Consider the following 21,007-nt stretch of genomic DNA (forward strand, 5'->3'; position numbering starts at 1 on the left):
CACCAGCCGTTCACCGTTGCCGCCGCTACCGTATTCGCGGGTAAACCCGCTCCTACCACGGTGGTGGACACACATCGTGGGTTGGACACAGGCCGTCGCAGGAGCGGGTTCACCCGCGAAAGGGCCGGCCCTGCTGGCCAATTTCACCAGCCGTTCACCGTTGCCGCCGCTACCGTATTCGCGGGTAAACCCGCTCCTACCACGGTGGTGAACACACATCGTGGGTTATGCACAGGCCGTCGTAGGAGCGGGTTCACCCGCGAAAGGGCCGGCCCTGCTGGCCAATTTCACCAGCCGTTCACCGTCGCTGCCGCCACCGTATTCGCGGGTAAACCCGCACCTCAAGGTGGCTGCGAAAACCCAAGAAAAACGGGGCATGCCATCGCTGGCATGCCCCGTTTTCATACAGCTGATGCGTCTCAGGCGACCTTGACGATCCAGCCTGCCGGTGCCTCTACATCGCCGCTCTGGATACCGGTCAGCTCGTTGTAGAGCTTCTGGGTAACCGGGCCGACCTTTTCCAGGTCGTGGAACACGTGCAGCTTGCCGTTGTACTCGATGCCGCCGATCGGGGTGATCACGGCTGCGGTGCCGCAGGCACCGGCTTCGACGAAGCGGTCCAGCTTGCTGATCTCGACATCGCCTTCGATCACGGTCAGGCCCAGACGCGATTGCGCCAGTTCCATCAGCGAGAGGCGGGTGATGCCTGGCAGTACCGAGGCCGATTTCGGGGTGACGAACTCGTTGTTGGCGGTGATGCCGAAGAAGTTGGCCGAACCGACTTCCTCGATCTTGGTGTGGGTCAGCGGGTCGAGGTAGATGGCGTCGGCGAAGTTGGCCTTCTTCGCTTCAGCGCCCGGCTGCAGGCTGGCAGCGTAGTTGCCACCGACCTTGGCCGCGCCGGTGCCCTGTGGGGCAGCACGGTCGAAGCTGGAAATCTGGAAGTTGTGCGGCTTCATGCCGCCCTTGAAGTACGAACCAACCGGGATGGCGAACACCGAGAAGATGAACTCGGGGGCGGTGCGCACGCCAATGTTGTCGCCGGTGCCGATCACGAACGGGCGCAGGTACAGGGCGCCTTTGCCGTGCGGTGGCACGAACTTTTCATTCGCCTTGACCACTTGCTTGCACGCTTCGATGAACACATCGGTCGGCACGTGCGGCATCAGCAGGCGTGCGCAGCTGCGCTGCATGCGGGCCGCGTTCTGGTCCGGGCGGAACAGGTTGATCGAGCCGTCCTTGCAACGGTAGGCCTTCAGGCCTTCGAAGCACTGCTGGCCGTAGTGCAGGGCCGTGGAGCCTTCACTGATGTGCAGTACGTTGTCTTCGGTCAGGGTGCCCTTGTCCCACTCGCCATTGCGCCATACGGACAGGTAGCGTTTGTCGGTCTTGATGTAGTCGAAACCCAGCTTGTCCCAATTAATGCTTTCGTTGCTCATGACACCCTCATTGTCTTGCAAGTGCCCGATCGCTCGGGCTGCTGTTATATGCGCACCATGCCACCTTAATACATCCTTGGCGGATCGGGAACGGCCAGTCACGAATTGATAGGCTGCGATGCTTTTTTTTCGGTGTCTACAACAGCAAGTACTCATCCAGCGCCAGGTTTTCCAGCAATACCGCATCATGGGACGCCACTATCAGCGCCCCGCGAAACTGCCCAAGCATACCTTCCAGGGCTGTCAGCGATGGCAGGTCCAGGTGGTTGCCGGGTTCGTCCAGCAGCAACAGATCGAGCGGCCGTTCGCGGTACAGCACGGCGGCCAGCGCCGCCTTCATACGCTCGCCGCCGCTAAGTAGGCCACTGGGCAGTTCGATACGGGCCGCATCCAGGCCCAGTTGCGCCAGGCGGCTGCGCAATTTCCCCTGGGCCAGCGTCGGGTTGGCTTGGCGTAGGTGTTCGAGCACGCTACGGTTGCCTGCCAGTGTGCTGCAGTGCTGGTCGAGCAGGGCGGTCTCACCAATGAAGCGCACATTGTCGGGCGATGCCGGCAATTCCCCATTCAGCAGCCTGAGCAGGGTGGACTTGCCACTGCCATTGGCGCCGATCAGCCCTACGCGTTGGCCCAGGCACAAGCGCAGGTCAAGCGCTTTGCGGGTGCCATGCGGCAAGCAAAGTGCCTGCAAGGCCAACACTTCACGGCCCGGATGACGCTGAGGTGTGGGCGCTTGCAAGGTAATAGCGCTGTCTTGCTCCACCTCGCGGGCGGCGTCACGTACTTTGCCCACTAGCGTTTGCCGAGCTTCGCGATGGTCGCGGCGCTGCTTGCCAGCAGTGGCCTGGCTGCGCTCCTGCTTGCGGTCGACCAGAATCTTGGCCTGGTTGGCGTGCTTGGCTTGGCGCCCGGCTCGGGCTTGATGGCGCTCCAGGTCTTCGCGTTGGCGCTGCAGTTCACGGGCCTGGCGTTGCTGCTCCTGCTTCAGCCGGGCAAGTTGCTGCTGCGCCTGCGCCGTCTGGTTGGCTTTTTGCGCACTATAGAGGCTGTAGTTGCCACCGTAGGCCTGCAAGCCCAGGCTGGATAATTCGACAATGCGTGCCATGTGCGCCAGCAGGCTGCGGTCGTGGCTGATCACCAGCAAGCCACGGTCCCAGGCTTCGATCATGCTCAGCAGCTGGGCTCGGGCGTTGCTGTCCAGGTGATTGCTTGGCTCGTCGAGGATCAGGTAATCGGCATCGCTGAGCCACGCGCCAATCAATGCCACGCGCATGGCTTGGCCACCGCTCAGGGTTCGTGCGGGCTGGCGCCAGTCGAGTTGACCCAGGCCATTGCCCTGAAGCTGTAGCTGCAATTGCTCGCGCATATCCCAGCGCTCGCCAACGGTGTCGAAATCCTGGGGCTTGATGCTGCCTTGCTCGATGCGCTCCAGCGCCGCAATCACCGGCCCCACTTGGGCCAGGTCGGCCAGCGTGGTGCTGCGCTCGATGACTTGCTGGTCCAGCAAATGGACAGGCCCGAGGCGCCGACAATGGCCGCTGCTCGGTTCACGCCGGCCGGCAAGAATCTGCCCTAGCAGGCTTTTGCCCACGCCATTGCGCCCGACCAGGCCGGTGCGGCGTTGGTCGAAGGTTTCGTTGAGGTTGCTAAACAGCGGCCTGCCATCAGGCAAGGCCAAGGAGACGCTGTCCAGCGTCAGAATCGACGTGTTCGTCATGCACAACTCCACAAATGCCGCGACATCTCCGGAACGAACCGGAGGCTGAAGACTGGCCGTCGAACGGACGGCGGCATCAATGGCGCATTGGACGAACACCTCGTCATTTAGAGAATGCGTAGCCTAACGGACCGTCTGGGGCCGGGTAAAGCACCGGCTGCCGGTTGGGGCTCAGCGCTGCGTCTGCAAGCGCTTGGCCCAGTCTGCGCCGTGGCCGTGCGCGCAGGCTTCTTCACTGTCGAATCGCACATGCCAGGCCGGATGGTCCAGCTGAATGCCGGCTTGCTCCAGCGCCAGAGCGGTAAGTGCCAGCATGCGCGCCTTCGTATCACCGACCACGGCGGCTGCCTTGTCAGCCTCTTGCTCGAATACCCAGGTAATACGCAGGCTGCCCGGAAAGTCCTCGGGGTCGAGGCGATGGGTAAGCCAACTGAAGCCGACAATCTCCGCCTTGGCGGTTTCGCAGGCATCGGTCAGGCACGCGACCAACTCCCGCTCCAGGCGACCCATTTCGCGTTTGCCCAATGCCTTCACGGGTTGGCCTCGTCATCGATCTGCTGGCAAAAGCGCAGGCGGTTGCCGAACGGGTCCCACACCTGCATCTGCAGGCCCCAATCCAGGCGCTCGGCCTCGGGCCGGGCGAAACCGTACTGTTTACCCTGCAATTCACGCTCCAGCGCGTGCAGGTCGTCGAGGCGGGCGAACACGGTCGAGCCAGGGCAGGCATCGCCATGGTGCTCTGAAAGGTGCAGGATCAGGCCATCACGGTGGATCTGCATGTACAACGGCAAGTCCGGGCTGAAGCGGTGCTCCCAGTCCAGGCTGAAACCCAGGAAATCGAGGTAGAACTCCTTGGCCTTGTCGATCGAGAATATGCGCAGTACAGGTATGGCGGGGGCGAGGGGCATGGTGCGTCCTTGACCGTGGATAAGGCGCCACTGTAGCGCACTTGCGCCCAGCGTTGTCGACCGGCCCCGCAGCAATGGTTGACCACCCGCCAGCCACTGCGTAGCCTTGCCACTTCGAGGTTCTTCGGCCTGGCCGAAGCTAAGACGGGAACGCGGTACAAGCCGCGGCTGCCCCCGCAACTGTAAGCACCGACAACGGATCGACACAGCCACTGCGCCAGCGCGCGGGAAGGCGTCATCCCGCCAGCCCGCTGTTCGACTGAACGGGGACATGGAACGGTGCAAGCCAGGAGACCTGCCTCGTCACGTTTTCGACTTTCAACCGGGCGGGGTGATCCGGTGGCGAACAAGCCCGGCCGGCCTGGCCCGCGGCTGTCGTCCTGCATGCCCGCGCCACACTGCCAAGGGCAATGCGACATGAAAACACTGGCCAAGCTCCCCGTCACCATCGTCACCGGCTTCCTCGGATCGGGCAAGACCACCTTGCTGCGCCACATGCTCGACAACGCCCAGGGGCGCCGCATTGCGGTCATCGTCAACGAATTCGGCGAACTGGGCATCGATGGCGAAATCCTCAAGCAGTGCAGCATCGGTTGCACCGAGGAAGAAGCCAGCGGCCGCGTCTACGAGCTGGCCAACGGCTGCCTGTGCTGCACCGTGCAGGAAGAATTCTTCCCGGTGATGCGCGAGCTGGTGGCCCGCCGTGGCGACCTCGACCACATCCTCATCGAAACCAGCGGCCTGGCCCTGCCCAAGCCATTGGTACAAGCGTTCCAGTGGCCGGAAATCCGCAACGCCTGCACCGTCGATGCTGTCATCACCGTGGTCGACAGCCCGGCCGTGGCCGCTGGCACCTTTGCCGCCTACCCGGACCAGGTCGATGTCCAGCGCAAGCTCGACCCTAACCTGGACCATGAATCGCCCCTGCACGAGCTGTTCGCTGACCAGCTGGCCAGCGCCGACCTGGTGGTGTTGAACAAGGCCGACCTGATCGACGCCGAAGGCCTGGCCAAGGTGCGTGCCGAGGTGGCCGAAGAACTGCCGCCGGCGGTGAAAGTGATCGAGGCCAGTAGCGGCAAGCTGCCACTGGAGGTGCTGCTGGGCGTGGGTGCCGAGTCCGAGGCGCATATCGATGGCCGCCGAACCCACCACGATTCGCACCACGATGGCGACGATCATGACGATCATGACCACGACGCTTTCGACTCCATCTCCATCGACCTGCCTGAAGCCGACGAAAGCCTGCTGCTCGATGCATTGACCCAGTTGGTGGTGGAGTTCGGTATCCTGCGCGCCAAAGGCTTCGCCGCCATCCCGGGCAAGCCGATGCGCCTGCTGGTACAAGGCGTGGGCACCCGTTTCGACAAGCACTTCGACCGCGCCTGGCGCGCCGACGAGCCGCGCATCACCCGCCTGGTGCTGATCGGCCAGGACCTCGATGCTGCCCAGCTGGAAGCGCGCCTGCGCCAGGCGCTGGGCGCCTGACCCATGCACCTGCTGCGGACTCAGCCCGGTGGTTTCGTACCGGATGACAGCATTGCCGACCTCGGTCAGACACCCGCCGAGCTGGTGATTCTCTGCAGCGGCGATTCACACCTGGCATTGCTCGCCGACACCGCCGAGCAATTGCCCGAAGACTTTCCCAGCCTGCGCCTGGCCAACCCGATGCAGGTGCAGAACCATGCCTCGGTCGACCTGTATGTCGACCAGGTGCTGCGCCACGCCAAGGTCATCCTGGTGTCGCTGCACGGTGGCGTTGGCTACTGGCGCTACGGCGTCGAACAACTGGTCGAGCTGGCCGCCCGTGGCGTGCAGCTGATTCTGGTGCCGGGCGATGACCGCCCGGACCCGGAGCTGACCAGCCTGGGCAACGTCCGCGGTGAGCAGGCCGAGCGGCTTTGGCATTACCTGCGCCAGGGCGGCAAGGCCAATGCCATCAACCTGTTCAACTGCCTGGCCAGCCAGTGGCTGGGCCGCGACTATGCCTGGGACGAGCCGCAGCCTTTGCCGCGCACGGCGGTCTATCACCCCGCCAAGGGCAGCGCGACACTCGAAGACTGGTACCAGCACTGGCACCCCGAGCAGCCAGTGGCGCCGCTGCTGTTCTACCGTTCGCACCTGCAAGCGGCCAATACCGCGTTCATCGACGTGTTCTGCCAGCGCCTGCAGGCTGCCGGCCTGAACCCGTTGCCGATCGCCGTGGCCAGCCTCAAGGAAAGCGCCTGCCTGGAACAGGTCGAAGCCTGGCTGGACGAGGTCGGCGCCGAAGTGCTGGTCAATACCACCGGTTTCGCCTTGTCCAGCCCCGAGCGCCCCAACCTGCGCCCGTTCCGCCGCGACATCCCGGTGCTGCAGGCCATCTGCGCGCAGGACAACCAGCCTGGCTGGGAAGCCAGCGAGCTGGGCCTGGGCGCGCGCGACCTGGCCATGCACATTGCATTGCCGGAGCTGGACGGGCGCATCATCACGCGCCCGGTCAGCTTCAAGGACATGGCCTGGCGCAGCGAGCGCAGCCAGTCCGACGTTGTCTGCTACCGCGCCCACCCCGAGCGCATGGACTTTGTCGCCGAGCTGGCCCGCCGCTGGGTCGAGCTGGCCCGCCTGCCCAATGCCCAGAAGCGCGTGGCATTGGTGCTGGCCAACTACCCGACTCGCGATGGCCGCATTGGCAATGGCGTCGGCCTGGACACGCCCGCCGCCGCACTCAACATCCTCAAGGCGCTGCAGGCCGAAGGCTACCCGCTGGCCGAATTGCCGGGCAGCGGTACGCAACTGATCCATCAGCTGCTCGGTGGGGTGACCAACGACCTCGACCACCTCGACCAGCGCCCCTGTGCCCAGAGCCTGAGCCTGGCCGATTACCAGGTGGCCTTCGAGCGCCTGCCGCAGGCCAACCGCCAGGCAGTGCTGGAACGCTGGGGGCCGCCCGAACAGGATCCGATGTACCGCAGCGGCCGGCTGATGGTTGCCGGCCTGCGCTTTGGATTGACCTTCGTCGGTATCCAGCCGGCGCGGGGCTACCAGGTGGACCCCAGCGCGGTGTATCACGACCCTGACCTGGTGCCGCCGCACGGCTACCTGGCATTTCACTTCTGGTTGCGTCACGCATTTGCCGCCGATGCGGTGATCCACGTCGGCAAGCATGGCAACCTCGAATGGCTGCCCGGCAAAGGCGTCGGGCTGTCGGCGCAGTGCTGGCCGGACGCGCTGCTGGGTCCGCTGCCGAACATCTATCCGTTCATCGTCAATGACCCGGGCGAGGGTGCCCAGGCCAAGCGCCGCACCCAGGCGGTGATCATTGACCACCTGATGCCGCCGCTGACCCGTGCCGAAACCTATGGCCCGCTGCGCCACCTGGAACAACTGGCCGACGAGTTCTACGAAGCGCAGTTGCTCGACCCTCGACGTGCCCGCGAGTTGCAGCGTGACATCCTCGAGCTGGTCAAGGCCAACCACATCGACCGTGAATTGCAACTGGAAGGGCAACTGGACGATGCGGCGCTATGGCTGCCGCGCCTGGATACCTACCTGTGCGACCTGAAGGAGTCGCAAATTCGTGATGGCCTGCACGTGTTTGGTCAGTCACCTGAGGGGCGGCTACGCCTGGATACGCTGCTGGCGTTGTTGCGGGTCGAGCGTGGCGACGGCCGTGGCGGTAATGCCAGCCTGCTGCGAGCTTTGGCCAAAGCACTGGTGCCGGGCTGGGACCCGCTCGATTGCGACCTTGGGCAGCCGTGGCAGGGCATACGCCCTGAACAGCTGCAGGCCATGAGCAATGAACCTTGGCGCACCTGTGGCGACACCCGCGAGCGCCTTGAGCTGCTGGCACTGCAGGTGATCGGGCAGGCGCTGGAAGGCACAGCACAGTTACCCGACCTGAGTGAGTGGCAACCGGTGCACGCTGTAGTGCAGGCCCTGCGTGAAGCGGTCGCACCCAGCCTGGACGCCTGCGGCACGGCGGAAATGCATGGCCTGCTGGCGGCACTGGCCGGGCGCTTCGTGCCCGCCGGCCCCAGTGGTGCGCCTAGCCGAGGGCGCCTCGATGTGCTGCCCACCGGCCGCAACTTCTATACCGTGGACGTGCGCAACCTGCCCACCACCACAGCCTGGCGCCTGGGCTTCGCCTCGGCCAGCCTGATCCTCGAGCGCCATCTGCAGGACCACGGCGATCACTTGCGTCAGCTCGGCCTGTCGGTGTGGGGCACGGCGACCATGCGCACTGGCGGCGACGACATCGCGCAGGCCATGGCGCTGATGGGCGTGCGGCCTGTCTGGGCCACCGGCAGCCAGCGCGTCGACGACTTCGAAATCTTGCCGTTGAGCCTGCTCGACCGCCCCCGGGTGGATGTGACCTTGCGCGTTTCCGGCTTCTTCCGCGATGCCTTCGGTAACCTGATCCGCCTGTTCGACGCCGCCGTGCAGGCCGTGGCTGCGCTGGACGAGCCGGACGACCTCAACCCCCTGGCAGCCCGCGTGCGCAGCGAGCGGGCCGCGCTGCAGGCTCAAGGCGTGGATGCCGAGCAGGCTGCACGTCAGGCTGGCTGGCGGGTGTTCGGTGCCAAACCCGGCGCATACGGTGCCGGGGTGCAGAACGCCATCGACGGGCGTTTGTGGCACAGCCGCGACGACCTGGCAGAGGTCTACCTCAACCACGGCGGCTATGCCTATGGCGGCAGCGACGACGGCACCCCGGCCCGCGCCCAGTTCGCCCAGCGCCTGGCCAAGGTGCAGGCGGTGCTGCAGAACCAGGACAACCACGAGCACGACCTGCTCGATTCCAACGATTACTACCAGTTCCAGGGCGGCATGCTGGCGGCCTCGGAAACCCTGTCCGGTGCGGTGGTGGCCAGCTACCATGGCGACCACAGCCAGGCCGACCGACCGCGCATCCGTACCCTCAAGGAAGAGCTGAACCGGGTGATCCGTGCTCGTGCGCTAAATCCCAAGTGGATCGACGGGGTCAAGCGTCACGGCTACAAGGGTGCCTTCGAGATGGCCGCGACAGTCGACAACCTGTTCGCCTTCGACGCCACCACGCACCTGATCGACGACCATCATTACCAGGGGCTGGCCGATGCCTATGTGCTCGACCCGGCGACCCGCGATTTCATGCGCGAGCACAACCCCGAGGCCCTTCGCGACCTCACCGAGCGCCTGCTGGAGGCCCAGCAGCGCGGCTTGTGGCAGGCGCCGGGCGACTACCGCGAAGCCCTTGAGGAACAACTGCTCGATGGCGAGGAACAGGCTTGAAATGAGTGAACCCGTACAATTTCCGCTGGCGGCCGTGGTCGGTGCAGACGACCTCAAGCTGGCGCTGTGCTTGACCGCCATCGACCCCAGGATCGGTGGTGTGTTGATCGAAGGGCCGCGTGGCATGGCCAAGAGCACCCTGGCCCGTGGCCTGGCCGACCTGCTTGGCGAAGGCCCGTTCGTCACTTTGCCATTGGGCGCCAGTGAAGAGCGGCTGGTCGGCACCCTCGACCTGGATGCCGCGCTGGGGCAGGGCAAGGCGCAGTTTTCCCCGGGCGTGCTGGCCCAGGCCGACGGCGGTGTGCTGTATGTCGATGAGGTCAACCTGCTGCCCGACACCTTGGTCGATCTGTTGCTTGACGTGGCTGCCAGCGGCACAAACCGCATCGAGCGTGACGGTATCTCGCATCGGCACAGCGCCCGCTTCGTACTGATCGGCACCATGAACCCGGAAGAGGGCGAACTGCGCCCGCAGTTGCTCGACCGGTTTGGCCTGAACGTGGCGCTGGAGGGCTTGCCGGAGCCCGAGGCCCGGCAGCAGATCATTCGCCGCCGCCTGGCCTTCGACAGTGACCCTCAGGCGTTCTGCGCACACTGGGCCCAGGCCCAGGCGCAACTGCGCGAGCGCTGCCACGCGGCGCGCCAGGCCCTGGCCGACATTGCCCTGGATGACCAGGCGCTGGCCTGGATTACCGAGCGCTGCTACGCCGCCGGCGTGGACGGCCTGCGCGCCGACCTGGTGTGGCTGCGCGCTGCGCGCGCCCACTGTGCCTGGCGGGGGGCTGCAGCTATCGAAGAAGTGGATGTCGAGGCGGTGGCCGAATTCGCCTTGCGCCATCGCCGCCGTATGACGCCCCAGGCCAACCCGCCGTCGGCGCCACAGCCGCCTGACCAGCAGCCTGGTGCCGGCAACCCGGGTGAACGGGGCGGGCAGGGCGACTGGGGGGCATTACCGGCACAGCCGGTAGCCAGCGGCGCCCGCCGCGAGGTGCCGAACTGGGCAAAAAAGCCCTGAGCATCCCCCAGCCACCAGCCAACGGGGCGGATGCCAGAACGGGCATAGGCAAGCAGAACGGTACCCGCCGTGGCCTCGTGCGAAATGCGGCGGCCGGCCGGGTAGCCTGGCTGCCGACCTTGCTCAAAGGGCGGCCACGCCAGCGACAGGACCTGTGCTGGCAGCAGCGCCAAGGCAGTCCGGCAGAATTGTGGCTGGTGATCGTCGATGCCTCGGCTTCAACCCGGCGGCATCAGGCGCTGGCACAGACCAAAGGGCTGCTGGCGGCATTGTTCGACCAGGCCTATCGCCAGCGCGCCCGCCTGGCCCTGCTGACTGCCAGCGGGCGCACACCACAGTGGCAGCGCCACGGGCTGAAGGCATCCGCTGCCTTGCAACCCTGGCTGCAGGCCTTGGGGGCAGGTGGGGGCACGCCGCTGATCGCCGCACTGGAACAGGCGCGGCACTGGCTACAGGCGCGGCAGCGAGCCCATCCGCAAGAGGCCTTGCGTTGCCTGGTGTTCACCGACGGTCGCCTGCAGCACAGCAACACCGTGCAGCCGATGCCGTGCGCCACGTTGTTGGTCGATATGGAACTGGCGCCCGTGCGCCTGGGACGCGCGCAGCGTCTGGCAGAACAATTGCAGGCTGATTACCAGCACTTGCAACAATTCAGGGTGATGGATTGAACTGGCAGGTTGCGACACTTTGTCGCAATTGGGAAAGTTGCCACAACAGCAACAGAGAAGTTGTACAAGTGCGTGACCATGCACGCACTTGTTGTGCTGGCCGATATTACTTCGGCATCGACCACGGTTGCAGGTCGTAGCCCTTTTCACACAATTCGGCGCGCACTTCTTCGATCAGGCTGGCCCACTGGGCCGGGTCGGAGTAGATGCGCGACGACACTTGCTTGGCGCCGATGCGGGTGCTGGTCCGGTCGATCACTGCCAGGCTCAGTTCACCAGTACCGTTGGGTGCATCCCAGGCTACGCACTGGAAAGGTTCGAAGGCGTGGTCGGCAATCAGCAGTGCTTCGTTGACACGGAGCGGGGCATTCATGGTTCGGTCTCTCTATGGTCCCAAACATCGAAGTGAAGTCCGCGTTGCTTCAAAGTCGCCTCATTGATCGCGAAGTGCAGCGCGGGGTTATGTCTACTGATGCTCGTTGTTCGTGGGTAAGTCACACATTGGCTGTAAATTTTTTTTCAGGGTCGACGCTGTTCTTGCCTGCGCCGCCATGTGATGTCGATAAAGTGCGAAAATTCCCGTGGCGGTTTGTAAAAAAATGATTCGGCAGACAGACGGTACTGGGAACCGTCAACTTCGTTGCTACTGTTAAACGGGCGCCACAACTTGCTGTTTTACTTCAAAAAACCAAAAACTGGCGCCAAGGATCGGTCATGCAGCAGCCTGCCGCTCAACGCCGTTTGCTTATCGTCGACCCCTGCGACGATTGCCACCGCTTGTTACCTGGCCTGCGCAACGCAGGCTGGGATGTGGACAGCTGTATGCTCGGGGCTGCGCTGGACCACACGTGCGATGTCGGGCTATTGCGCTTGCAGGCTTCGCACCTGAGGCACCCGGACGCGGTCAAGGACATGATCAAGCGCAGCAACACCGAATGGATTGCCGTGCTCAGCGCCGATCAGTTGCGCATGCCGGCGTTCGGTGATTTTGTGTGTGAGTGGTTTTTCGACTTCCATACCCTGCCGTTCGACGTCTCCCGCGTGCAGGTAACCCTGGGCCGGGCCTTCGGCATGGCGCGCTTGCGCGGCAAGGGGGCCATCAAGGTCGATGAGGCAACCCATGAGTTGCTCGGCGAAAGCCGACCTATCCGCGAGTTGCGCAAGTTGCTGGGTAAACTGGCACCCACCGAATCGCCTGTGCTGATCCGCGGGGAGAGCGGCACCGGCAAAGAGCTGGTGGCGCGCACCTTGCACCGTCAGTCGCAACGCAGCGAGCAGCCGTTCATCGCGATCAACTGCGGGGCGATCCCCGAGCACTTGATCCAGTCCGAACTGTTCGGCCATGAGAAGGGCGCCTTCACCGGTGCCCACCAGCGCAAGACCGGGCGTATCGAAGCGGCCGATGGCGGCACATTGTTTCTTGATGAAATCGGCGACCTGCCGTTGGAATTGCAGGCCAACTTGCTGCGTTTTTTGCAGGAGAAGCACATCGAGCGCGTGGGTGGCAGCCAGCCCATACCGGTGGATGTACGGGTGCTGGCGGCCACCCATGTGGACCTTGAGCGGGCCATCGAGCAAGGGCGTTTCCGCGAAGACCTGTATTACCGCCTGAACGTATTGCAGGTGGTGACCGCGCCGTTGCGCGACCGGCATGGTGACCTGTCGATGCTGGCCAACCATTTTGCCCATTTCTACAGTGTGGAGACCGGGCGTCGGCCACGGTCGTTCAGCGACCATGCCCTGGCGGCGATGGGGCGGCATGACTGGCCGGGCAATGTGCGCGAACTGGCCAACCGCGTGCGCCGCGGGTTGGTGTTGGCTGAAGGGCGGCAGATCGAGGCGCAGGACCTGGGGTTGCAGCTGCTCGACCCGGAACAACAGCCGCTGGGCACGCTGGAAGAATACAAACAGCGCGCCGAGCGCCAGGCGCTGTGCGATGTGCTCAACCGGCACAGCGACAACCTGAGCGTGGCGGCCAAGGTGCTGGGCATTTCACGGCCGACGTTCTATCGGTTGTTGCACAAGCACCAGATACGTTGAGCGGCGCTGGGGTACGCTTGCGCCGTTCTTTGAAGCCGCTCCTACACAAGCCCGTGTAGGAGCGGGTTTACCCGCGAAAGGGCCGGGCCTGCTGGCCAATTTCCACCCGCCGTTCACCGTTGTCGCGGCTACCGTATTCGCGGGTAAACCCGCTCCTACAGGGCCTGTGTAGGCGCGGGTTCACCCGCGAAAGGGCCGGGCCTGCTGGCCAATTTCCACCCGCCGTTCACCATTGTCGCAGCTACCGTATTCGCGGGTAAACCCGCTCCTACGGGGCCTGTGTAGGCGCGGGTTTACCCGCGAAAGGGCCGGGCCTGCTGGCCAATGTCCACCCGCCGTTCACCGTTGTCGCGGCTACCGTATTCGCGGGTAAACCCGCTCCTACCGGGAAACCACAAGCCTGCGTAGGAGCGGGTTCACCCGCGAAAGGGCCGGGCCTGCTGGACAATGTCCACCTGCCGTTCACCGTTGTCGCGGCTACCGTATTCGCGGGTAAACCCGCTCCTACACCGGGGGTGGACATACATCGGTTTAGCGGCGAAGAGGCCCTGCCCGGCGAACTCAGTGCGGTCCGCGCGGGATGGTCTTGAGCAAGTCTTCGGGGCTGATATGCCCCACCACCTGGGCCACCGCGCTGCCCGGGGTCGGCAGGTCGATGATGTGGCTCTTCATCTTGCCGATCACATGCATCTCGCACGGCTTGCAGTCGAACTTCAGGGTCAGCACTTCGTCACCCTGAATCAGCTGCATCGGTGCCACCTTGGTACGCACGCCGGTCACGCCCTTGGCCTGCTTGGGGCACAGGTTGAAGGAGAAACGCAGGCAGTGCTTGGTGATCATCACCGGCACTTCGCCGTGTTCTTCATGCGCTTCATAGGCCGCATCGATCAGTTGCACACCGTGGCGGTGGTAGAAGTCGCGGGCCTTCTGGTTGTATACGTTGGCCAGGAACGACAGGTGCGACTCGGGGTACACCGGCGGTGGCGTGGTCTCGGCCTTGCGCCCGCCACGCGGATGCGCCTGCACGCGTGCTGCAGTCAGTGCCTCGATGGCTTCGCGGCGCAGGGCCTTGAGCTGCGAGTTGGGAATGAAGTACGCCTGCGGGGCATCCAGTTCGATGCGGTCGGCGTGGTACAGGGTGGTGCCCAGCTGGCCGAGCAGGTCGTGCAACTGCTCCAGTGCCTGCTGCGGCTTGTTGGCTACGCCGAATGGGCCGTCCAGGGCCACCTGCACGCTCACGCCTTCTTCACTGCTCAGGGTAAGCATCAAGCGCTGCTCGCGCAGAACCGCGTGCCACTCCACGCCGACCCGGCGTTCGGAGGAGGTGCGTTGCAGGGCCTGTTGCCAGTTGTGGTCGAGGTTGCGCGACAGCGGGTGGTTTGGCCGCAGCTTGTGCAGGCCTTCGGGCATTTCGTTGGGCTCGACGCGATAGCGGTAGCGCTTCTGGCCGTCTTCTTCGAACTCGCCACGCGGTTCGGCGATGTTGGCGCGGAAGCCCACCACTTCGCGCTTGACCAGCACATTGAGGCCGTCGCCGTTGGTCAGCGGTACGTCGGTGACCACTTGCATGTCACGCTTGCCGACCTTTTCGACTACGCCCACCGGCAGGCCGGTGAAGGTTGGCGAGTCGAAGGCGCCGATATCGACCTTGCGGTCGGTCACGAAGTAGTCGGTGCTGCCGCGGTGGAAGGTTTTATCCGGGTCGGGCAGGAAGAAGTGTTCGGTACGGCCGCTGGACGCGCGGGCGTACTGAGGGCGGTCTTCAAGGATGGCATCGAGCTCTTTGCGGTAATGGGCGGTGATGTTCTTCACATAGCCCATGTCCTTGTAGCGGCCCTCGATCTTGAACGAGCGCACGCCGGCATCGACCAGGTCAGCCAGGTTGGCGGTCTGGTTGTTGTCCTTCATCGACAGCAGGTGTTTCTCGAACGCAACCACGCGGCCCTGGTCATCTTTCAGCGTGTAGGGCAGGCGGCAGGCTTGCGAGCAATCACCACGGTTGGCGCTGCGGCCGGTCTGCGCATGGGAAATGTTGCATTGGCCAGAGAACGCCACGCACAGCGCGCCGTGGATGAAGAACTCGATGGCGGCATCGGTTTCGGCGGCGATGGCGCGGATTTGCTGCAGGTTCAGCTCGCGCGCCAGTACCAGTTGCGAGAAGCCAGCCTGGTCGAGGAACTTGGCCCGTTCCAGGGTGCGGATGTCGGTCTGGGTGCTGGCATGCAGCTCGATCGGCGGGATGTCCAGCTCCATCACCCCAAGGTCCTGCACGATCAGCGCGTCAACGCCGGCATCGTACAGCTGGTGAATCAGCTTGCGCGCCGGTTCCAGCTCGTTGTCGTGCAGGATGGTGTTGATGGTGGTGAACACGCGTGCATGGTAGCGATGGGCGAACTCGACCAGCTCGGCGATATCGCTGACTTCGTTGCAGGCGTTATGGCGCGCGCCGAAGCTCGGGCCGCCGATATAGATGGCGTCAGCGCCGTGCAGGATCGCTTCACGGGCGATGGCCACGTCACGGGCAGGGCTGAGCAGTTCCAGGTGATTCTTTGGAAGGGACATGTCGTTATATTTTCGGGCTGTCACGGTTTAGGCGGGCATTGTAGCGGTGAAACGGGCTGGCGGCATCATTGGGGTGCCGAGAGGTGCGGGATTGGCTGCGGGTACGCGCAACTGTGGGAGCGGCCTTGCGTCGCGAAAGGGCCGCAGAGCGGCCCCGGCGATTTTGCGGCCAATCAACGATGTCGGGGGCGCTGCGCACCCCGACAAGCGCAGCTCAGCGCTTGGCAGCCATCGCCGTCACTTCCACGCGCATGCCTTCAAAGGCCAGCGAAGCCACACCCACCGCCGCACGCACCGGCCAGGGCTTGCTGAAGAAGCGCTGGTACACCTCGTTGAACGCCGCGCGGTCGGCCATGTCGGTCAGGTAGATGGTCAGGTGCAGCACGCGGTCCATACCGCTACCGGCCTTTTCCAGGGCCACTTTCAGCGCCTGCAGGGTGCATTCGCTCTGCTCGACGATGCCGCCCAGCTCCAGGCTGCCGTCGGCGTGGGTCGGGATTTGCGTGGTGACCAGCACGCCGTTGTACTCAGCAACGTCCGAGGAAATCGACTCGGCGTCCGGGTCCGGGGTGTAGATGATGTCTGCATGTGCCATGGTGTGTCTGCCTTGCAACGGAAGGAAAACGGCAAGCCTACGCGAGCGCACCAGCCCGGTCGAGGGTGCCTCGGCGTTTGAAATGCGCGGCGTTCGCCGTCAGAATCGCAGGCGATTGCAAAACCAGAGGTTTACGTTGAACGAACAGACTTTGTCCAGACGCCTGGAGCGCGTGGCCGCCCATGTACCGCAGGGGGCGCGCCTGGCCGACATTGGCTCGGACCACGGCTACCTGCCGGTCGCCTTGATGCTGCGTGGCGTGCTCGAGGCCGCTGTAGCGGGTGAAGTGGCGCAGACGCCGTTCGCCTCGGCCCAGCGCAATGTGCGCAGAAACGGCCTGCAAGAGCAGGTAACCGTGCGCCTGGCCGATGGGCTGGCAGCGGTCGAGCCGCAAGACCGTATCTCGGTGGTGAGCATCTGCGGGATGGGCGGCGACACCATGTGCGAGATCCTCGAGGCCGGCAAGCATCGCCTTGGCGGCGTCACGCGCTTGGTACTGCAACCCAATGGCGGTGAGCGCGAACTGCGCCAGTGGCTGGCGGGCAATGGTTACCAGATCGTCAGCGAGGAGCTGCTGCGGGAAAACCGCTTCGATTACGAGATCATCGTCGCCGAGCCGGGCAGGGGGGTGTATAGCGCTGAACAGCTGTACTTCGGCCCCGTGTTGATGCAGGAAAAAAGCGAGGCGTTTGTGGTCAAGTGGCGGCGCATGCTGCGGCAGAAGCAGCAGACCCTGGCCAATTTCCAGCGGGCCCGCGATGCGGTGCCTCAGGCGAAGATCGACGATTTCAATCAGCAGGTGGGCTGGATCACCCAGGTGCTGGCCTGACTCACTGCTGCGAGCAGTTGCCCATTTCCCGGTAGTCGATTTCGCGCTTCTGGCCCTGATGGTCGACGTACACCATGTGCGCGGTGCCCACTTGGCAGTCAGCGGCGTTGCTGGCCGGGGTGATGGAGATGACCTTGGCCACGTCCAGCGGCATGCCGTATTCATATTGGCTGCTGACTGGCTGGTTATTGCCGGCATCGGCAAAAGCACCGAACGAGGCGAAGGCAGCGGTAATGGCAAGTACGGCGATCGAGCGTTTCATGACAGGCTCCTTTTTAATGGATGGCTAATGATCTATTCATTGGTCATCCACAATAAATGGGCTAAACCGTGATAGATTCCTGCCTTTAATGCAGGAATAAAACAAGGAGCACCCCCTTCATGGACATGCTGCATGCCATGCGTACCTTCACCCGTGTGGTGGAATGTGGCAGCTTCGCTGCAGCTGCCAATGCTCTGGATATTTCAGCCGCGCAGGTTTCGCGCATCGTTGCCGAGCTGGAGAACCAGCTGCAGACCCGCCTGCTGCACCGCACCACCCGGCGCTTGCGCATGAGCGAGGCGGGTGAGCGGTTTCTGGAGCGTGCTCGGCAGATCATGCTGCTGACCGAAGAAGCCGTGGGCGAAGCGCGAGGGGCGCACCTCACGCCTCGCGGCCATCTGCGTTTGCACTGCCCGCACGGCATGGGGCTGTTGCTGATGCCGCTGGTGGCCGGCTACAACACGCTATACCCGGAAGTGGTGATCGAGCTGACGCTGTCGCAGCGTAACCCCGACCCGCTGGCAGAAGGGCATGACGTGGTGATCACCGTGGACGGTGCGCTGCCGGATTCGCAGCTGATCGCTGTGCCGCTGGGCAACATTTTCAGCATCCCCTGCGCGGCCCCCGGTTACCTGGATACCCACGGTGTACCGGAGCGCCCCGAAGACTTGCACGGCCATCGCTGCCTGCGCATGGCTTACCCGATGTACGAAGGCGACTGGGTGTTCCCGCAAGGGGTTGACCAGTGCGTGATTGCGCCGAATGACAGTTTTTCCACCAACGTTGCCGACGCCATGCTGGTGGCCAGCGAGCTGGGCATGGGCATTGGCCTGCTGCCGTTCTACACCGCCAGCGAGGCGATCGGGCAGGGGCGCTTGTGCCGGTTGTTGGCACCGTATCGGTTGAGGGAGAGTGCGCTGTATGCGATGTATCCGTCACGCCATTACCTGGATGCCAAGGTGCGCACCTGGATCGACTACCTCAAGGAGCAGCTGCCGGCGCTGTTCGAGGGGCATGCCAGGGTGGTGGATGATGAGCGGTATTGGCGCTGAGGCGAGAAGTTTGCTGCGGTGACATTCCTGTGGGAGCGGGCGCGCCCGCGAACACCGGCAAAGCCGGTGCCAGCCACCGCGTCGCCCGCTCCCCCAAAAACCGCGTTGCCTTTGCGTTACAGCGGATAGTTTTTCAATTCCCGCGCAATCAGCATCCGCTGGATCTCGCTCGACCCTTCATAGATCTGGGTAATCCGTGCATCCCGGTAGTAGCGCTCCACCGGGTAATCTTCCAGATAACCATACCCACCATGCACCTGGATGGCCATCGAGCACACCCGCTCGGCCATTTCCGAAGCGAACAGCTTGGCCTGTGACGCTTCCGACAGGCACGGCTTGCCGGCACTGCGCAGGCGGGCGGCATGCAGGATCAGCAAACGTGCGGCGTTCACCTGCACCTGCATGTCGGCCAGCAGATTGGCAATGCTCTGGTGTTCGTTGATCGGCTTGCCAAACTGTATGCGGTCACGCGAGTAGACCAGCGCCGCTTCGAATGCGGCGCGGGCGATGCCCAAGGCCTGGGCGGCAATGCCGATACGGCCGCCTTCGAGGTTGGACAGGGCAATGGCCAGGCCCTTGCCACGCTCACCGAGGATATTGGCGGCAGGAATGCGGCAGTTGTCGAAGGTGACCGCGCAGGTGTCGGAGGCGCGAATGCCCATCTTGTGTTCGCTGCGGTCAACCTTGAACCCAGGGTTGTCGGTGGGCACCAGGAACGCCGACAGGCCTTTCTTGCCCAGCTCCGGGTCGGTCACTGCGAAGACGATCGCCAGGCCTGCACGGCGGGCATTGCTGACGAACTGCTTGGCACCGTTGATGACCCACTGGCCATCCACCAGCTCGGCGCGGGTGCGCAGGTTGTGCGCCTCGGAGCCGGCCTGTGGCTCGGTCAGGCAGAAGCAGCCAATTACCTCGCCGCTGGCCAGGCGTGGCAGCCACTGCTGTTGCTGGTCGGCGGTGCCGTAGGCCAGCAGCGGGCCGCAACCTACCGAGTTGTGGATGCTCATCATCGCCCCGGTGGCGCCGCAGCCGGCGGCGATCTCTTCCACGGCTAGGGCATAGGCGACATAGTCGGTGTAGCTGCCGCCGAAGTCCTCGGGCACCACCATGCCCAACAGGCCCAGTTCGCCCATCTTGCGCACCACGCCATCATCGATCCAGCCGGCCTTTTCCCAAGCCTGGGCATGGGGTGCGATTTCGCCACGGGCAAAGTCCCGGGCCATGTCGCGGATCATGATCTGTTCTTCGCTCAGTTCGAGGTCTTGCATCTGTGTACTCCCGGGCTCACAAGCCTTCGAAGAATTGTTCGACCCGCTGGCCTTGCAGCGCGGCCAGGGTCGGCGGGTTCCAGCGGGGCTGCTTGTCCTTGTCGATGATCAGGGCACGCACGCCTTCGATGATGTCGCCGTGCTGGAACCACTGGCGGTCCAGGTGCAGTTCCATGGCAAAGCAGTCGTCAATGCCCAGCTCGCGCCCCCGGCGCAGCATCTCCAGCGTAACCGCCATGGCCAGAGGCGAGCGGGTTTCCAGCTGATCGGCGGTGGCCACCGCCCAGGCGTGGCTGTCGCCGAGGCTCACCGCACGCAGTTGCTCGACGATGGCTGGCAGGTCGGGCAGGGCGAAGAAGTGGTCGATGGCCGGGCGCAGCTTTTCCAGTGGCGCATCATCCAGTGTCTGGGTGCCGAGCCTGGCCAGCAGGTTTTGCAGGTCCTTGAGCGGGTGGTCGCTGAAGTCGAGCTGGTCGAGGCCCCGGTCGAGGGCAGCGAGCTGATCGCTGGCCAGGTACCAGTCGGCCAGGCCGCAATACAAGGCGTCGGCCGCCTGGATCTGGGCACCGCTGACACCCAGGTAGATGCCCAGCTCGCCAGGGATGCGCGAGAGGAAGTAGCTGCCGCCCACGTCCGGGAAGTAGCCGATGCCGACCTCGGGCATGCCCAGCCGGCTGCGCTCGGTGACCACGCGCAGGTCGCAGCCCTGGGCCAGGCCCATGCCGCCCCCGAGGGTGAAGCCGTCCATCACCACCAGTATTGGCTTGCGGTAGCGGTGGATGACCAGGTCGAGGGCGTACTCTTCGACGAAAAAGGTTTCATGCAGCGTGTCGCCGGCCTTGAAGCTGTCGTACAGCGAGCGGATATCGCCACCGGCACAGAACCCCTTGGGGCCTTCGCCGCGCAGGACCACGGCGCGTACCTGCGGGTTGTCGGCCCACTGGTCCAGGTGCTGACGCAGGCTGCGCACCATGTCCAGGGTCAGGGCATTGAGACCGGCTGGGCGGTTCAGGGTCAGGTGGCCGATCTGGTTGCGGACCTCGGCCAATACATGGTCGGTTGCTGCCGGGGTATGAGCGTGTGCAGTCATTGCGTTCTCCCTGCTTTGTTATTGATTTTCCAAGTGAAGTCTGGAGTTCGCTGGAGGATCGCAGGATCCTGGCATGCGAATTTGCCTTGCACAATCGACAATTGTGCAAGGGTACCGTGCGTTTTTACCTTGTGTGAGGTTAGCGCGCGCCTGTGGAGCAGCCTTTGCCCCCACGGGATTTCGTCCCCCGATTCGGGGGAACCTGCTGGGGGATCCTCCCCAATCCGTTGCGGTTGATCGTACAAGTTATTGATTAATATTGGATTTTTCTTCTGGCACACACCTTGCTCCAGCTCCCGGCAGAGATCCTGTGTC

At 64.1% G+C, this 21,007-nt stretch carries 17 protein-coding genes and 1 riboswitch; of the genes, 7 read left to right on the forward strand and 10 right to left on the reverse strand.

From position 1 onward, the window contains the following. Positions 1-419: 419 nt before the first annotated feature. From V7787_RS30750 to V7787_RS30765, 4 genes are all read right to left on the reverse strand, one after another. The gene (locus tag V7787_RS30750) at positions 420-1,439 is read right to left on the reverse strand and encodes a branched-chain amino acid aminotransferase (protein WP_003247906.1); all 1,020 of its coding nucleotides are present in this window, start codon (positions 1,437-1,439) and stop codon (positions 420-422) included. Between the two features lie 136 nt (positions 1,440-1,575). Then, positions 1,576-3,153 (reverse strand): ATP-binding cassette domain-containing protein, encoded by a 1,578-nt coding sequence (locus V7787_RS30755; protein ID WP_064491039.1) that lies wholly within the window; start codon positions 3,151-3,153, stop codon positions 1,576-1,578. A gap of 171 nt (positions 3,154-3,324) precedes the next feature. After that, positions 3,325-3,687: a hypothetical protein gene (locus V7787_RS30760; RefSeq protein WP_064491040.1), complete on the reverse strand. Its 363-nt coding sequence runs from the start codon at positions 3,685-3,687 to the stop codon at positions 3,325-3,327. After that, positions 3,684-4,061, reverse strand: coding sequence for a glyoxalase superfamily protein (locus V7787_RS30765; protein WP_010954367.1), 378 nt, complete (start codon positions 4,059-4,061; stop codon positions 3,684-3,686). The genes V7787_RS30760 and V7787_RS30765 overlap by 4 nt, the downstream gene beginning before the upstream one ends. Before the next feature lie 100 nt (positions 4,062-4,161). Next, positions 4,162-4,378: riboswitch (cobalamin riboswitch) on the forward strand. Between the two features lie 100 nt (positions 4,379-4,478). On the opposite strand from V7787_RS30765, the gene cobW reads away from it, so the two are divergent. From cobW to V7787_RS30785, 4 genes are all read left to right on the forward strand, one after another. Then, entirely contained in the window at positions 4,479-5,546 is a 1,068-nt protein-coding gene (gene cobW, locus V7787_RS30770) for a cobalamin biosynthesis protein CobW (RefSeq protein WP_064491041.1), read from the forward strand. 3 nt (positions 5,547-5,549) lie between these two features. Continuing rightward, a complete protein-coding gene (gene cobN / locus V7787_RS30775; RefSeq protein WP_064491042.1) occupies positions 5,550-9,311 on the forward strand; it encodes a cobaltochelatase subunit CobN in 3,762 nt (1,253 codons plus the stop codon). 1 nt (position 9,312) lies between these two features. Continuing rightward, on the forward strand, positions 9,313-10,326 hold the full coding sequence (locus tag V7787_RS30780; RefSeq protein ID WP_104961521.1) for an ATP-binding protein: 1,014 nt from the start codon (positions 9,313-9,315) through the stop codon (positions 10,324-10,326). Positions 10,327-10,403: 77 nt separating this feature from the next. Further along, a complete protein-coding gene (locus V7787_RS30785) occupies positions 10,404-10,994 on the forward strand; it encodes a vWA domain-containing protein (RefSeq protein WP_064490983.1) in 591 nt (196 codons plus the stop codon). 106 nt (positions 10,995-11,100) lie between these two features. Here V7787_RS30785 and V7787_RS30790 read toward each other — a convergent pair whose 3' ends face one another. Beyond that, entirely contained in the window at positions 11,101-11,367 is a 267-nt protein-coding gene (locus V7787_RS30790; protein ID WP_003247923.1) for a hypothetical protein, read from the reverse strand. A 341-nt stretch (positions 11,368-11,708) separates the two neighbouring features. Here V7787_RS30790 and V7787_RS30795 point away from each other — a divergent pair, with 341 nt between their 5' ends. Beyond that, positions 11,709-13,034, forward strand: a complete 1,326-nt coding sequence (locus tag V7787_RS30795; RefSeq protein WP_003247925.1) for a sigma-54 dependent transcriptional regulator — start codon at positions 11,709-11,711, stop codon at positions 13,032-13,034. A 561-nt stretch (positions 13,035-13,595) separates the two neighbouring features. Here V7787_RS30795 and V7787_RS30800 read toward each other — a convergent pair. Next, positions 13,596-15,596 carry a peptidase U32 family protein gene (locus tag V7787_RS30800; protein WP_003247926.1) on the reverse strand — a complete coding sequence of 667 codons (2,001 nt, stop codon included), beginning with the start codon at positions 15,594-15,596 and terminating at the stop codon, positions 13,596-13,598. Between the two features lie 214 nt (positions 15,597-15,810). Next, on the reverse strand, positions 15,811-16,191 hold the full coding sequence (locus V7787_RS30805) for a RidA family protein (RefSeq protein ID WP_004577524.1): 381 nt from the start codon (positions 16,189-16,191) through the stop codon (positions 15,811-15,813). A 136-nt stretch (positions 16,192-16,327) separates the two neighbouring features. On the opposite strand from V7787_RS30805, the gene V7787_RS30810 reads away from it, so the two are divergent. Continuing rightward, the gene (locus V7787_RS30810) at positions 16,328-17,020 is read left to right on the forward strand and encodes a tRNA (adenine(22)-N(1))-methyltransferase (RefSeq protein WP_104887735.1); all 693 of its coding nucleotides are present in this window, start codon (positions 16,328-16,330) and stop codon (positions 17,018-17,020) included. 1 nt (position 17,021) lies between these two features. On the opposite strand, the gene V7787_RS30815 is transcribed toward V7787_RS30810, so the two are convergent. Beyond that, positions 17,022-17,282 carry a DUF2790 domain-containing protein gene (locus V7787_RS30815; protein WP_010954357.1) on the reverse strand — a complete coding sequence of 87 codons (261 nt, stop codon included), beginning with the start codon at positions 17,280-17,282 and terminating at the stop codon, positions 17,022-17,024. A gap of 119 nt (positions 17,283-17,401) precedes the next feature. Here V7787_RS30815 and V7787_RS30820 point away from each other — a divergent pair, with 119 nt between their 5' ends. Continuing rightward, the gene (locus tag V7787_RS30820) at positions 17,402-18,334 is read left to right on the forward strand and encodes a LysR family transcriptional regulator (RefSeq protein WP_064490985.1); all 933 of its coding nucleotides are present in this window, start codon (positions 17,402-17,404) and stop codon (positions 18,332-18,334) included. A 116-nt stretch (positions 18,335-18,450) separates the two neighbouring features. Here the strand turns inward: V7787_RS30820 and V7787_RS30825 are convergent, their stop codons facing one another. After that, positions 18,451-19,602 (reverse strand): acyl-CoA dehydrogenase family protein, encoded by a 1,152-nt coding sequence (locus V7787_RS30825; protein WP_003247935.1) that lies wholly within the window; start codon positions 19,600-19,602, stop codon positions 18,451-18,453. Positions 19,603-19,618: 16 nt separating this feature from the next. Then, entirely contained in the window at positions 19,619-20,692 is a 1,074-nt protein-coding gene (locus V7787_RS30830; protein ID WP_012052142.1) for an enoyl-CoA hydratase/isomerase family protein, read from the reverse strand. Between the last annotated feature and the right edge of the window lie 315 nt (positions 20,693-21,007).

This window comes from Pseudomonas sp. CGJS7 (genome assembly GCF_036961695.1).

Bases quoted from the DNA above. Each gene is read 5' to 3' on its own strand.
- V7787_RS30750 (WP_003247906.1), bottom strand. From the start codon at position 1,439: ATGAGCAACGAAAGCATTAATTGGGACAAGCTGGGTTTCGACTACATC.
- V7787_RS30755 (WP_064491039.1), bottom strand. From the start codon at position 3,153: ATGACGAACACGTCGATTCTGACGCTGGACAGCGTCTCCTTGGCCTTG.
- V7787_RS30765 (WP_010954367.1), bottom strand. From the start codon at position 4,061: ATGCCCCTCGCCCCCGCCATACCTGTACTGCGCATATTCTCGATCGAC.
- cobW (WP_064491041.1), top strand. From the start codon at position 4,479: ATGAAAACACTGGCCAAGCTCCCCGTCACCATCGTCACCGGCTTCCTC.
- cobN (WP_064491042.1), top strand. From the start codon at position 5,550: ATGCACCTGCTGCGGACTCAGCCCGGTGGTTTCGTACCGGATGACAGC.
- V7787_RS30780 (WP_104961521.1), top strand. From the start codon at position 9,313: ATGAGTGAACCCGTACAATTTCCGCTGGCGGCCGTGGTCGGTGCAGAC.
- V7787_RS30790 (WP_003247923.1), bottom strand. From the start codon at position 11,367: ATGAATGCCCCGCTCCGTGTCAACGAAGCACTGCTGATTGCCGACCAC.
- V7787_RS30795 (WP_003247925.1), top strand. From the start codon at position 11,709: ATGCAGCAGCCTGCCGCTCAACGCCGTTTGCTTATCGTCGACCCCTGC.
- V7787_RS30800 (WP_003247926.1), bottom strand. From the start codon at position 15,596: ATGTCCCTTCCAAAGAATCACCTGGAACTGCTCAGCCCTGCCCGTGAC.
- V7787_RS30805 (WP_004577524.1), bottom strand. From the start codon at position 16,191: ATGGCACATGCAGACATCATCTACACCCCGGACCCGGACGCCGAGTCG.
- V7787_RS30815 (WP_010954357.1), bottom strand. From the start codon at position 17,282: ATGAAACGCTCGATCGCCGTACTTGCCATTACCGCTGCCTTCGCCTCG.
- V7787_RS30820 (WP_064490985.1), top strand. From the start codon at position 17,402: ATGGACATGCTGCATGCCATGCGTACCTTCACCCGTGTGGTGGAATGT.
- V7787_RS30825 (WP_003247935.1), bottom strand. From the start codon at position 19,602: ATGCAAGACCTCGAACTGAGCGAAGAACAGATCATGATCCGCGACATG.
- V7787_RS30830 (WP_012052142.1), bottom strand. From the start codon at position 20,692: ATGACTGCACACGCTCATACCCCGGCAGCAACCGACCATGTATTGGCC.